Origin of the sequence: Gracilibacillus oryzae (assembly GCF_009498735.1) — a bacterium.
GTDB classification, from domain to species: Bacteria; Bacillota; Bacilli; order Bacillales; family Amphibacillaceae; genus Gracilibacillus; species Gracilibacillus oryzae.
This window is the reverse complement of record NZ_ML762430.1, coordinates 35,076-49,763: the sequence shown is the minus strand read 5'-3', so window position 1 is coordinate 49,763 and position 14,688 is coordinate 35,076. Positions and strand designations below refer to the sequence as shown.

The 14,688-nt window shown below is 37.2% G+C and carries 11 protein-coding genes; 1 reads left to right on the top strand and 10 read right to left on the bottom strand.

The features are described 5' to 3' along the window. Positions 1 to 20 precede the first annotated feature (20 nt). From ilvD to F9U64_RS23575, 10 genes are all read right to left on the bottom strand, one after another. Positions 21 to 1,691: a dihydroxy-acid dehydratase gene (ilvD, locus tag F9U64_RS10590; protein WP_153403197.1), complete on the bottom strand. Its 1,671-nt coding sequence runs from the start codon at positions 1,689 to 1,691 to the stop codon at positions 21 to 23. 492 nt (positions 1,692 to 2,183) lie between these two features. Next, a complete protein-coding gene (locus tag F9U64_RS10585; RefSeq protein ID WP_228275668.1) occupies positions 2,184 to 2,834 on the bottom strand; it encodes a FadR/GntR family transcriptional regulator in 651 nt (216 codons plus the stop codon). A 90-nt stretch (positions 2,835 to 2,924) separates the two neighbouring features. Next, entirely contained in the window at positions 2,925 to 3,512 is a 588-nt protein-coding gene (locus F9U64_RS10580; RefSeq protein WP_228275667.1) for a lysozyme inhibitor LprI family protein, read from the bottom strand. Between the two features lie 338 nt (positions 3,513 to 3,850). Next, positions 3,851 to 4,108 (bottom strand): hypothetical protein, encoded by a 258-nt coding sequence (locus tag F9U64_RS10575; RefSeq protein ID WP_194287337.1) that lies wholly within the window; start codon positions 4,106 to 4,108, stop codon positions 3,851 to 3,853. A gap of 118 nt (positions 4,109 to 4,226) precedes the next feature. Continuing rightward, complete coding sequence (aac(6'), locus tag F9U64_RS10570; RefSeq protein ID WP_153403195.1) at positions 4,227 to 4,661, bottom strand: aminoglycoside 6'-N-acetyltransferase; 435 nt, start codon at positions 4,659 to 4,661, stop codon at positions 4,227 to 4,229. 66 nt (positions 4,662 to 4,727) lie between these two features. Continuing rightward, a complete protein-coding gene (locus F9U64_RS10565; protein ID WP_153403193.1) occupies positions 4,728 to 5,291 on the bottom strand; it encodes a GNAT family N-acetyltransferase in 564 nt (187 codons plus the stop codon). A gap of 154 nt (positions 5,292 to 5,445) precedes the next feature. Then, positions 5,446 to 5,721 (bottom strand): hypothetical protein, encoded by a 276-nt coding sequence (locus tag F9U64_RS10560; protein WP_153403191.1) that lies wholly within the window; start codon positions 5,719 to 5,721, stop codon positions 5,446 to 5,448. A gap of 373 nt (positions 5,722 to 6,094) precedes the next feature. Then, positions 6,095 to 13,063, bottom strand: coding sequence for a pullulanase (locus F9U64_RS10555; protein WP_153403190.1), 6,969 nt, complete (start codon positions 13,061 to 13,063; stop codon positions 6,095 to 6,097). 241 nt (positions 13,064 to 13,304) lie between these two features. Then, on the bottom strand, positions 13,305 to 13,562 hold the full coding sequence (locus F9U64_RS10550; RefSeq protein WP_153403188.1) for a hypothetical protein: 258 nt from the start codon (positions 13,560 to 13,562) through the stop codon (positions 13,305 to 13,307). 19 nt (positions 13,563 to 13,581) lie between these two features. After that, on the bottom strand, positions 13,582 to 14,016 hold the full coding sequence (locus tag F9U64_RS23575; RefSeq protein WP_194287336.1) for a Pr6Pr family membrane protein: 435 nt from the start codon (positions 14,014 to 14,016) through the stop codon (positions 13,582 to 13,584). A 241-nt stretch (positions 14,017 to 14,257) separates the two neighbouring features. On the opposite strand from F9U64_RS23575, the gene F9U64_RS10545 reads away from it, so the two are divergent. Then, positions 14,258 to 14,647 carry a DMT family transporter gene (locus F9U64_RS10545; RefSeq protein WP_153403186.1) on the top strand — a complete coding sequence of 130 codons (390 nt, stop codon included), beginning with the start codon at positions 14,258 to 14,260 and terminating at the stop codon, positions 14,645 to 14,647. Positions 14,648 to 14,688: the final 41 nt, after the last annotated feature.

Sequence of the window (14,688 nt, the reverse complement as noted above, 5' to 3'; positions counted from 1 at the left end):
AATTGATATGCTCATATATATTAGATACTCATAATTCCGCCTTTGGATGCGTTTGTTACAAGTTTGGAATATCTTCCTAACCAGCCAGTTTTGATCTTTGGCTCAAATGGTTTTAATGATTTACGGCGTTCTGCTAACACTTCATCCGAAATTTTTGCATTCATTGTTCGGTTTGGTAAATCGATCTCAATGATATCTCCGTTTTCAATCAATGCAATTGGGCCTCCTTCTGCTGCTTCAGGAGAGATATGTCCAATGGAGATACCACGGGATGCACCTGAGAAACGTCCATCTGTTAAAAGGGCAACTGTTTTTCCTAAACCGCGTCCCATAATAGCAGAAGTTGGTGCTAACATTTCCGGCATTCCTGGACCACCTTTTGGCCCTTCATAACGGATAATGACAACATGTCCTTCTCGTACTATGCCATCATCGATTGCTTTTTGTGCTTCTTCTTGTGATTCAAATACAATGGCTTCCCCTGTGAATTCAGTAATTGAAGGATCAACTGCTCCTACTTTGATTACCGCACCCTCTGGGGCAATATTCCCAAATAAAATCGATAAACCGCCAACAGGGCTGTATGGATCATCTTTGGAACGAATCACGTTATTATTAGTAATTTCATAATCTTTTACAAGTTCACCCATTGTTTGACCAGTAATGGTTAAACGATCTGGATGGATGGCACCAGGGATTTTCGTCAATTCATTGATAATGGAACTTACCCCGCCAGCTTTGTTGATATCATCCATGGAGTAATCAGATGCTGGCATAATTTTGGCAAGATAAGGGACACGTGCAGCTACCTTATTAATGTCTTCCACGTTATATTCAATGCCTGCTTCACTGGCAATTGCCAATGTATGCAGAACTGTATTGGTTGATCCACCCATCGCCATATCCAGTGCGAATGCATCATCAATTGCTTCTTTTGTAATAATATCGCGAGGTTTTACATCTTCTTCCACCATACGGATTAGATGTTTTGCTGCTTCATAAATCAATTCTTTACGTTTTGGACTTGTTGCAACAATCGAACCATTCCCAGGAAGAGCTACACCCAGCATTTCCATTAAACAGTTCATGGAATTAGCTGTAAACATTCCGGAACATGATCCACATGTCGGACAAGCATTTGCTTCAATGTCATTAAATTCTTCTTCTGTCATTTTACCAGCTTTATATGCGCCAACACCTTCGAAAACAGATGTTAAGGAAAGCTGTTTTCCACTGGAGCTCATCCCAGCTTCCATCGGCCCACCTGAAACGAAGACACTCGGTACATTTGTACGAGCAGCGGCCATTAGCATACCTGGTGTAATTTTGTCACAGTTTGGAATATAGAAAACCCCATCAAACCAGTGGGCATTAATTACTGTTTCTGCACTGTCAGCGATTAGTTCACGACTTGGCAAAGAATAACGCATACCAATATGCCCCATCGCAATCCCGTCATCTACACCAATAGTGTTGAATTCAAACGGAATACCGCCAGCTTCAATAATCGCTTCTTTTACCACTTTCGCAAATTCCTGTAAATGAACGTGACCTGGAATAATATCAATATAAGAGTTACAAATTCCAATAAATGGTTTCCCAAGGTCCTTTGCTTTAACTTTTCCTGTAGCATACAAAAGGCTACGGTGTGGTGCGCGATCTACCCCAATTTTAATCGTATCACTTCTCATATTCCCAACCCCCATTTTTTCTATGTATTCATATTTTAAAATGGAAGTTGTCTGCTGTCAATATACTTGTTGGACAAATTGATCAGTAAAAAACTGGGTGATTGCCCAGTTTGTAAGAAGACTTGCTTATCTGCTTTGTCTTCAAGGAAATCTTCGCCTTCGCTCGGACGCTTTTCCTCTTATTCTTTGTTTTACCTGGAAATCTCCACCTTTGCTCGGACGCTTTTCCTCTTATTCTTTGTTTTACCTGGAAATCCCCACCTTTGCTCGGACGCTTTTCCTCTTATTCTTTGTTTTACCTGGAAATCTCCGGCTTCGCTCGGACACTTTTCCTCTTATTCTTTGTTTTACCTGGAAATCTCCGCCTTTGCTCAGTTGCTTTTCCTCTTATTTTTCTCTATAACAACGAAAACTCTGCCTTGATCACATCACTTTTCGTCTTATATTAAAAAAAGACATACTGGAACTTCTCCAGATGTCTTTTTCTAATTACTATTCAATGCCTAAGTCCTTCATGGCATGTAGTATATGGATTTTCATGGCGCTTTTGGCTCCTTCTGGGTTGCGGCTTTCCATGAATTCCATTATCATTTTATGATCATTGATTGTGTCCTGCACTGCCATTTCTTTTTTCGTTGATAAAATGACACCCTTATCAATTGCCTGGTACAGGACTGGCATAAGCTTTTCCATAAATTCATTATGGGTTGCTTTTACGATCGATTTATGGAAGTTACGTTCCACTCCTGTTCTGTCTTCGTTCTGTTTGATCTTCTCTTCTATTTGTTTTCCATAATCCAATATACGTTTGATCTCTGCATCGCTTGCCCGAATTGTCGCATAATAAGCTGCTTCTGGTTCGAAAATCAGGCGCATTTCATATAAATCTCTTGCATTCATCTTCGCACTTGTCAGCGAATCATATGATTCCATATTATCTTCATCAATATCTTCTTTTATATATGTACCTTTTCCCCGTCTAATTTCCAGAATGCCGTTCGTAACCAATATCCGGATTGCTTCACGAAGAGTTGTTCTGCTGATGTGGAGTTCCTCTGATAAATCATTTTCATTCGGCAGTTTATCGCCTGGAAGAAACCGTTTTTCGATAAAAATCATTTCTGAGTCATTGAATCTGTCCACCCTATTTTTCTTTCAGTATAACATAGAGCAAGATGAATATATAGCTGAAAAAAAAGGACCGTCAAATGACGATCCTTCTCGTAATAAGAGTTACAACATATAATCTTCCACTAATTCAAAACATCTATCTTCTGTTAAATTAGCAAGGACAGTAACATATTCTAATTGTTCCATCGTCCCGCCTTCATAGTCTAAAGAAGCTCCTTTTGCCGTGTCTTCACGTAAATCAAGCCATTCACGCTGATCTTCTCTGAGCTGTTCCATTTCTTCTGCAGGAAGCTGCTTTTCTAAAATTGCGTAAATTTCATTAAGCATATCATCCCAAACCTCGTAGCGATTTCCTTGTACTTCTTTTAAAGCAGTAGTGGAATCAGCCTCTGGATTGTTTTGGAGTTCATCCATTTCCTTTTTTGTTTCCTTTAATTTTTCCTGATATTCTTCTTTTTTACCCTCTCTATATTTTGTAGAAGCGTTCTCTTCTTTAGTAATATCTTCGCTAAGAGTCGCTGTTTCGATTGTGTTAATCTCCGTTTCAACATCAGAAGAATCGGCAGTTTGGCTATTATCCTGTGATGGGCTGGCCTGCGTTGATTCGGACTCGTCAGATGAGTTACATGCAACCATTGTAAGCAATATTGCTGCTAACATCCCAACTAAAAATGTGCGGTTTCTCTTCAATTAAAACACTACCTTTCTTCTGTAAATATTGTGGAGAAAAAATGCTAAAAATATCTATGCATTTCCACTCTCCCACTATGGCTATAGTAACATAAACGAAGCCGATTAGGGGTTCATTTTTTTATGAAAATTATCAGGATTTTTTTACAAGAAGAAGGCTACTAATATAACACATAAAAAGCCGCTTAATCTTGTTGCACTATCTTCTGTAAACCGGTTCGTTCTACTTAGTAATCATTACCACGAATCACATTTATCCAAACTCAATCACTCGTTTTTTTATAAAATTTTTTAACTTCGATAACACGAGTCAGCATTACACTCTCATGCAGATAGTTTCATTGTTCCGAAGCTGGCATATATTTCATAAAATACGCTCCTAAAATCAGTAAAATTACAATGATTGTCCAATTTATCAATCCCATAAAATCAAACCAGTAAGCCAATAAATTTGTCACCGCTATGAGATAGAGGCATATGGGAGTTAATGCACTTTTGATCCCTGTTATGCCAGCCTTTTTTCTTTTCTTAAACACAACAGATATCGAAAAAGCAAGGGCAATTAGTAATATAATGGACAAGATAATCGGTATCAATGGAAATTCCCCCTTTATTGGTGATCTCTATCTTTATGTACTTTATTAGTCGAATAGGTTTGGTAAAAGTTACAATAGAGTACAAATAGCACTCCTCTTTTATAGAATTACTTTACTGTTATATTTTCTTTTTAAAACATATAATCCGATTCGCTTCCTCAAATCCCAATTTCAGATGCATTCCAAGACTGTCTTTATTATTTAACTCACAGTCGCTGGCGAATTCCTGACAGCCTTTTCCTTTTGCCCAATTTTCACATGCCTGAACTAGCCTTCTGGCAATGCCTTGTTGGCGGTAATTCTCTTTCACATAAATTCCTTCTAAATATCCTACGGGACTGGAATTTGTCCCTTCCACATAATCATTTCGCAATTCACAATGAGCGAATCCGATTGCTTCCCTTTCACTATAGACCAGAAAAATTGCTGAATCCGCATTTTCTATAAAATCTTTCATCTCCTGTACAAATTCCTCTAATGATTGGCCAGGCCAGAGCAGTGATGCAAGAAAGGCAGCATCTTTCGCTTCTGGCAGTGTTGCTTTTATCAGCATATGGTTACCTCCAAAATGATTTCCTGTTTTACGGACACTTATCGTATGAGAATCGAAAGCCATTTTCTAAATTTTCGTTAGATATTCTTTCTTCGTTAGTATGTAATGATAGTATTGCTGATCTTCTATCAAAATATCTCCACTTAGACGAAAACCGCATTTTCTTATTACTTTATTCGAAGCTGTATTGTATGGCAGCACGACAGCATTCAGTTGTTCGACATCCGTGTTTTCAAAAAGGTATGTGATCAGTCCTTTAACTGCTTGTGTGGTGTAGCCTTTATTTCTGTAATGCTTAGAAATTGCATAAGCTACTTCGCGATTTGGTCTGCTCAGGTCCTCTTTTATCCCGGTATTGCAGAAACCGATTAATTCATCTGTATCTTTTAGCACGATTCCTAACTTTAGCCATCTTTCCCCAACGTTTGGGACAGATGCTAGAAATGCCTTATTATCTGGTATTTCATAATTGGTAATCCAATTTACTCTCTGTTCTCTTGTTGACCGCCAATCTGGTAAAAACTTATATACTTCTGGTTGTGAAGTCAATTCATAAATTGCATCTGCATCTTCTATTCTAAATTCTCTTAATAGGATTTCGCCACAGTCTATTGTGAATATTTGGTTCATATCCATTCCTCCTGCGCTATGTAAATAAGTTTTTTCTTCTTGCAATCATAACATTATTTTCCTTTGGATAGTGAGAAAAAAGACATTCCTGGCTTTACTCAAGAATGCCTTATATAATGTCACTTCCCTGTTTTCCCCAAAACAATATTACACGCTAATGAGTATAATTCTTTTCTTTTTGTCTTTGAACATTAATATAAGCAGCTGCTAATAGACATATGCTTATAATCAACATCCCTGTGCCCATAGCGGCTGATGCACTAAATCCCTGTATTAACGAATAGAGGATTGCAATAATTATAATGACAAGGAGCAAAATTCCATTTTTTCTGCTTTTAAAATATAGAGAAGGAAAAACAGCTAATGCTAAGGATACTCCGATTAATTGAGCGATATAAACTGTTATATACATCCAAAGACTAACTTCCATCATATCCCGCCTTTTTTGATATTCGCAGACCTCCAGCCACCATTGCCGCAATACTTTCTAAATCTTTTTTAGAGAAATAATTCTTTTACGATTCAAGTCCCCACTTTAATTGTAAGCATTTTACTTCCATTTATAAAAAATGCACTATTCAGTCGCCAAGCAGTACATTAATTTAAATCGATTCTTGCTTTTCCCATCTGACATTAATTATAACAGAATGTAAGGTTCCGAAACGCCTCCTGACAAAGGATGTTTCGCGTCCGATTCCTTTACCGTTGCCGATCAAAATCATCGTTCTCAGGAATAAAACAGCAAAAAAGACCAAAACCAACATCCAAGTTTAATGAATGTTGATAATGGTCTCTTTATGATTTTAATTAATAAATTTTACTCTCTGTAACAAGTTATATAACGCAACAGCCATTTCCGCTCTTGTCGCATCATCATTCGGTGTGAAAGCGTTATTATAACCTTGCATAATCTCTAATTGTAACACATTTTCGATTTCCTCTGCAGCCCACTCAGGAATTTGATTCACATCCTGTAAATCAGCAAGAGAATGATTTTTTCTTTCTAAATCAACATCAATATAATCTGCTACACGACTTAATATACTAGCTATTTCTGCACGGCTAATCGATTGATCCGGGCGAAAACTTCCATCTGTATAGCCTGTAAGGAGATTCGCTTCTTCTAAGGCATGCACACTGTCAGCAAACCATTCGTCACCATCAACATCTGTAAATGGAGAGGAATCGGTTTTGTTCGGCTCTATTGCCAGACTGACAGCTATTAATCGAGCAAACTCCGCACGGCTTATTTCTTTGTCTGGTTTATAGGTTTGATCAGAATAACCATTAACAATCCATTTGTTGGCTAAAGTTTGAATGGAATCTTTTGCCCAGTGATTTTCGATATCATGTAATTCTGTTTCCTTTTCAATTACGGTATACAGTGAATTAGATCGACTTTTAATTACTACTGTATTGTCAGTAAAATAGGATGGAACAAAACTAATATCATCTTTACCTTTTATTAAAACAGCTGTTGATTTGTCAGGATCAATAGTATGATCTTGCAGCTTCACAGAACGTTCTACATATTGATCAAAGGAACTTACATCGTTTCCATTTTTAATATTTACCTCAAACCGTACTACTGGACCTTGTACATTGGATAAATGATCTTGGAAAAGTTCCGCCACCTCTTCATCTGGTAATACTTCCATTAACACTTCCACTTCTGTATTCTCCTCTAGCTCGCCTAAAGCCTGAATTGGAAGTTTATAGATTGCTTGATTACTTTCCAAGTGAATAGTAGCATTTTCATTCTTTTGTTTAATAGCATGGATTATTTGGGCAGTAATAGAAAAAGTAACAGATCGAGATGCTGAAGGCTGATCAAGCTTAATCTTTACTCGCTCCAGGTTGGAACTTCTTTCAATTTGCTTCAATATTTTTTCTGGTTGTAAAGTTACCGTCGAAACGGCTTTCCCATCTTCGTCTGTGTCTTCGTTTACTTCTATTGCCTCCCGGTCTACAACGACAGTTCCAACATTTGCAGAAGGTGTATCTTCTTGCTCTTCATTTTCTGAATCTGGATCCGAAGCATCAGAATTACTATCATTATCAGTATTACTATCATTATTAGAATTACTATCATCATTGTCAGGCTGGTCTGTGTCTGTATTATTCTCGTCTGTCTCATCATGTAATCGAATGACAACAGAGGATAATGGTGCAATTTCAATTGATTCTTTAGTCAGCTTAACCCCCTGGGGATCAGAAATGGCTTGAATACCTGCTTTTTCTCCTGCTACAACTACTTCTCCGTTTGTAAGATTTTCCTTTAATGATAGTGTTCTTGTTTGATTATCCGCATTTATAAATACAAAATATTCTTCTTTCGACTGAGAATCTTCTGACTGATAAGCAATAACAAGATCTTCTTTCTTAATTTCTGGAATATCTAATAATTTCACTTTTGCTTCGATATCTTGTTTTGTTGCAAGATGGAATGCATCAGTTGAGCGTCTTAACTCTATCAATCCTTTTGTATAAGTTCTCGTTGTAGTTTCTACTGGAAAAGCTGCTTCGTTTGTTGCTTTTTCCCAATCAAACATATTAATAGCATCAGTAGAATCATAGGAATCATGAATGAAATATGGATACTCAAAAGGATTCCCATTTCCATCTGTTAAGAATGTTGATTTATATGGTGCTTCTGCTGCTTCCCCCTTATAATCCTCATGTCTGAATTGCTTGGTACGACCATATTCCTGACCAGCATGGATAAATGAAGTCCCTTGTGATGTTAAGACCATCAAATTTCCTAAGCGAATTCGTTTGTGAATTTCTTCTTTATGATCTTTTGGATCTTTTTTAATCGATTGTGAAATCACATCATGTAAGGTTAAATTATCATGTGCTGAAATATATGATACAACATCTCCCGGGTCATCCGCCTTAAAATTACCAGGGTCTGCAGTTATATTGTTGAAGATAGTTTGAATATCTCTTGCCCCACCTGTAATAAAACGTGGCTGTCCTTCACTGCCAAAACCAGACTTTAATTCATTACGAAATTCATCTGAGAAAGAAGCAACACTGTCTGTCTCTTGCATCCAGTCCTGATCTGCTGGTTGTACATCTGGATAATTCTCATCTCCTGCAAAAGTTCGCCAGCCTTCTCCTATCATCACAATGTTTGGATTCAATTTTTTCGCTTCATCATATGCCATTTGAATACTTTCGGCATCATGGTCTCCCATCATATCAAAACGAAATCCATCGACCTTAAATTCGTCCACCCAATATTTAATAGAATCTACCAAGATACGTCTAGCCATTTTATGAGTTGTGCCTAGTCGTCCACCACCAAAGCTTTCACGCGGTGTTCCATCTGCATTCATAAAGTGATAGTAATTTGGTTCTAAGTCTTCAAAAATATGAGTTTGTGCCGTGTGGTTGTAAACAACGTCTAAAATTACTCCCATGTCACGACGGTGAATTTCTTGGATTAAATTTTTAAATTCCTCAATTCGCTTCGCAGGGTCGGTTGGATCTTCCGAATACATCCCTGTTAATGAGAAATAACTCTGTGGATCATAGCCCCAGTTATAATTAGTATCAGTAGAAGAGTAGTCTAGCAAACGTTCCTCATTATTCATTTCATTTGCAAAATAATAACTCATAACTGGTAGTAATTGAATATGGGTAACACCTAAATCTTCTATATAATCTAGCTTTTCCACAAAAGAGGAAAATGTCCCGAATTGTGCCTCTAATTCTTCGTCAATTGATGGGTCAGAAGTGAAATCTCGAACATGCACCTCATAGATTATAGCATCTTCAGGTTTTTCAAAATTATCAATCTTTGCATAATCCAGCTCTGGCCCAATTTGACTTGGATCAACGATAGCTGCCTTTCCAACCTTATTTTCCGGATTATCATTCGTCCATTCTGCCATTGATTTTGCATATGGATCTAATGCAAGAACTGTTTCCCCTTCACGTTCAATGGCAAAATGATAATAATAGCCTAATAGATTATTTAAGCCTGTGGTTTCTTGATTTAGATCAACTTGCCATACTCCTTTATCCCCTCTTATCATTTCTATATCTTCTTTAATTATCTTGTTTGGATCATTTTTGTCATATAAAACTACCGAAACATTGTCAGCACTTGGTGACCATAATCTTAATGCAGCGTTTGAAGCATCATGTACTTCAAGCCCCAATTTTCCTTCATAACCATACATTTCATCTTTTAATCGCCAACCAATGGAAGCAGTTGCTTTCCTGCCATTATGGGTAATAGTAAAAGGTGCTTTGTCTAAATCGAATGTACCATGCAGCATTACTATTTGATCCTCTTCAGAAATGGTAACAGAATCCAGTGTTAATGTTTTGCCTTCGTTATCTGTCACTGCAATCTCTTCAAGAAGCGTTTCATCCGTTAGCCCTGCTACTGAAGTGTAACCGAGTTCGATCTTTTTATTTGAGATAATTTCTCCTTTTACTAGTCCTTCTTCTTTGACAAAGTATGGATTCGTATACACTTGGTCATCCCCTTCTCGAACAAAAACTTGTGTATGTTTGTCAAATGCAGAAAAAGATAAATCTCCTGACTGCCAATTTGTTTCTTTGTTTAAAAATAAGAAGTTAATTTGGCTTGGATTCTCAACTAATGGAAGATCAAAGTACGATCCTTTCAAACCAAGACGATTGTCTGATAAATAATGAGCACCATCTGGCCAATTCGCAGTTGGTTGTCTCACGTCTCCCCATGCCCAAAGACCAAAATTATTATAAGATGCCTCTTCCTGATAGAAATTCACTCTTATCTTTCCGTCTTTATTACTTAAAGGCCGATAAGGATAAGTCTTATAATCTTCTGTGATCCAAACTTGGTTCATTTCAGGTGCTAGGATGTCAGCAAATAAATCACCAGATAAATTTTCGCCAGTTGCATGATTTAAAAGTAACATCCCTACCATTTTTGCGTTTTCCGTTAATTCCACATCAACATAATGTCCATAATCGGTTTTATTTTCTTCTTTAAAGTTTAATGCTGCGCTTGGCCAAGCACCAACAGTCTCTGAAGGGGTTGCCACATCCTCCCATATCCATAATCCTAATTCATCCATATTATTATTTGCAGGGAAATGGACACGCAGATGGCCTTCTGGAATTTCTCCTGCTTCTGGCGTGCTAGGCACATCATCACTACTCTCTCCTGATAAAATAGAGCCTTCTGAAATTGTTAATAGCCCGGTACCACCATCCGTTTTAGCCGGTAATTCGATGGCAATAACATATTCACCCACTTCATTTTCAGTTGCTTGGTATGTTTTATTCGCATAATGATCTGTAATGACAGCCGCTTGATTATCCACTTTCACGCTAATAGTTTGTTTTGTATCAGCTACATTTAATCCGATATATACCCTATCATTTTGAAAATTTCGTTCCACTAACAAGAAATGATCTTGATCAGAACCTGCCACGGTTTTTCTTAGACCTTTTGCAAAAATATCTGAAAATTTTTTACGAAAATCTAAGTTTTTCTGATAATGTGTGAACATATCATTATTTTCTGCTTGATCCCAAGCAAAATTATAACGATTGTCATATAATGGCCAGTTATTTGCCCCACTTTGCCCTAACTCTTCCCCATAATAGATGACAGGCTGCCCTTTGGCTGTCATTTGCAACGTAGCTGCAACTTTATATTTCCCTTCATCACCATTAAGACTGTGCAAAAAGCCATCCTCATCGTGACTGCCTAAAAATTGACCAAGTAAGGCGGTATTATCGATGGTGGTGTTTCTATCGATTAATGCCTGGTTCGCTCCTTCCAGGTTACCATTGACAAAACTTGTTGCGGTTGCCTTAAACTCAAAGTCTAATAAGGAATTCATCATACCAGACTTCAGGTACCCTTGATCATCAGACTTTCCAGCTCCCCAAGCTTCTCCAATTAATTGGAAATCCGGCTTTGCTTTTGTTAATTCGTTACGGAAATGTTGCCAAGTAGTATCATCTACATGTTTTACCGTATCGACACGATAATAAGCTAATGAATTCCCATTTTTTGTAGTTGATTTTTCGATCCAATTTTTTTGCCATTCTACTAATTGATTACGCACTTCGGCTACTTCTGTTTCAAAATCTGGCAGGCCGGACAATGACATCGTTTCATCATTAGATCCTGCTTGCTCTCTAAACATCCCGTCAAAACGTCCGCGCTCTTCTGCTGTTGGATATCCAGCTGGTGGATTGGTTTCCGACTGATTCAAACCGTAACCACCATGATTTAAGACAACATCTGCCATTATTTTTATATCTCTTTCAGCAGCTGCATCAATTAACTGATGAAATTCCTCTAACGTACCTAAATGCGGGTTCAGTTTTTCAAAATCTTCTGCCCAATAACCGTGATAAGCAAAATATGAACCTTCTGCTGCATTATAATTCACATCATAACCAATATTTTCTACGATTGGTGTAATCCAGATCGTGTTTACACCTAATTGATCAAGATAGTCTAGTTTTTCCATAACACCTTTAAAATCGCCGCCTTGATAGGTTCCTCGCTGGTTATCATAACTACTATAATTTAATCCATACGGGTCATTGTTTGATGGGTCACCATCATAGAAACGGTCTGTCAGCATAAAATAAATAATCGATTCGTCCCAATCTGTCGTTGTTTCACTCACTTCTCTAGGTGCGACAGTTGCCGTCACATTGGTCGAATAAGTCCCACCTTGTTCATCAACTACAGTAACTGGAATCGTTTTGTTTCCTGGTTCTATATCATGACGTACTGATAGAGTCATTTCATTTAATTCCGGTGAAATTGGCAAGCGTTCTTTTCCGCCCAATGCCGTCGTATCTGCATAAATGGATTGAATATTAAGTTCTGAATGATTAGTAATATTCACAGATAGTACCGCATGATCGTTATACGTAAAACTGCGATTCACGGATCCTTCGACACTAATCTCTGCTTCCCCCTCATGTTCTTCAGGCAACTCTTCTTCTGCCTTCGTCGCAACATAATACGGGTTGGTATATACTGTTTCCTCACCATCTTTCAAGAAAATTTGACGATGATTTTCCAGATCAGTAAAACTTAAATCCTTCGTCTGCTGTCCGTTTTCAATTCGTTCCACAAGTGTAAATCCAATAGAACCAGGATTTTCTTTTAAAGGAATGTCGACATATGCCCCATGCTTTCCAACTTGTTCATCAGAGAAAGGATGGGCATCAGCAGGCCAGTCTGTTAATTCTGTTGCTACATCTCCCCATGACCAGACGCCCCACGGTTGGTAGGATTCCGAATCTGTTTGGAAGTGTACTCGAATTATATTCTCTTCGAATTCCTTTGGCTCATAATAATATACTTGTCCATCGGTTGTAAGCCATACCTCATTCATTTGTTCAGACAATATATCAATAGAAATATCATCCGTTAGACCTTCTCCTGCACGATTATTAATTTTCAATCCGATATTTTGGGCATTTTCATTTACTGCCACATCAATATATGCGCCATATTGATCTGTTCCACCCTCTTCAAACCAAGTACCATTTGGCCAATCACTTACTTCATCGGAAGGGTTTGTTACATCTCCCCATAACCATGCACCAATATCAGAGAAATTATAATCACCGATATCATAATGAATCCTTATTTCATTTTCTGCTATTTGATCTAGTTCAACCTCTTCTGCTGCTTTTACTGAACCAATAGGTGCTATACTTGTAAACAAACTGAAAAACATTATGGCTATCATCATCAAAATGACAGGCTTCTTTCCTTTTTTGTTTATCATCATGCTCCCTCCTTTAAATTGATAGTGCAACTTACATGCAACAATAATGCAATTTTGTGCAAGCGTTTGCATTATTATCTAAAAAAATATCGCTCCATTTTCTTATTAAAATAGCGCAATCGTTTTCTCTAAATAATATACAATATTTTCATTGGAAGCGCAACCATTTTTCTTGAATTGAAACATAGGCACAGTTGGAGACCAGGGAATAAATCTTTGGATGTGCCCATGATCTAAAACATTACTTTCCACCTGTTAAAAAATTGATAAACACTTTAAGCTCTTTTCTTAGGACAAGTAGAAATCCCCCAACAATAAAAATAATACTTAAGAAATAAGGGACATTTAATAGAATATTATTCCTTGCTTGCTGAAATATTTCTGACGTTTCCCATCCCTGCACACTCGGAACATATAGTGCGATCGCGAGATGAACCATTCCGAATAAGATAGTCCCTGAAATTATTAATGTTCCGCCTAAAAGTGTTAGTCTGTCCATGATAACCACCTCTTTTTAATTAGAGCAATTTTGTATCCCTTACATCATGTTCAGATGAAGAGTTCATTTTTTTATGGAGAAATAATCTGTTCAATAGGATTAATAAGGAGCTTAGGATGAGGTAAACGATTAAAAATGCAGCGATAAACAATGCGACATTCGTATAACTGCCCACACCTGCTGGAATTTCCCCATTCGGATTAAAAAAGAAATACGGATAATATCCATCAAACAATCCTCTTAAGCAGGAAATAACACAATAAAGTATTGGATAAATCATCCATAAAAAGATGAACTTGCAGGTGTAGCTTTTCTTAACTTCAAAAATGATCCAATTTATAAAGACGAAGACTAGTATCAAGTAATGAAGTGTAAAGTTTGTAATAACCCGAACTCCAGCATATTCCCCACCACTAGATAGGAGAAAATGATATGTAAGAAAACAGATAGCCATAGATAAGCCCTTTTAATTACGCATACCAATCTATTATTGTTGCAACGTCACTTTGATTTTAACACTATTTTCCTTTTTGTGTTAATGGTTTTTTTAAATTCGAATCGGTTTAACTAAAATATAAATAGCGATTTTATCGAAGTTAAAGAGAATCCATTTTGCTATCAGTGGATTTTACTTGCAGAAAATATAAAAAGAGGAGAAAATACAGATATTTGATGAACACAATTCAGGAGCATGCATGTCATATCTATATTTATTATTAGCCATCATCGGCGAACTGATTGGATCTTCTTTGCTAAAAGCATCGGAAGGATTTTCCAAACTTTATCCTACAATTGGAGTTATCGTTGCGTTCATTGCCTGTTTTTTCTTCTTGTCACTGTCACTGAAAACCATTCCTTTAAATACTGCGTATGCGATCTGGTCAGGGATCGGGATTGTCGCAACAACGATTATTTCTGTTTTAATCTGGAAAGAAAAAATTAACATGGCAAGTGTTGCAGGGATAATATTGATTCTGGCAGGTGTGGTGATATTAAATCTGTATGGACCTGGACATGGAGATGCAGAACACGAGACAAGCGAAGCATCTGCAAGCACTAAAAAAATAGAAAGTCCTTCTGAATAAGAGGAGGACTTTTTTTTCTATGTTTATTTTTTATGGTGATT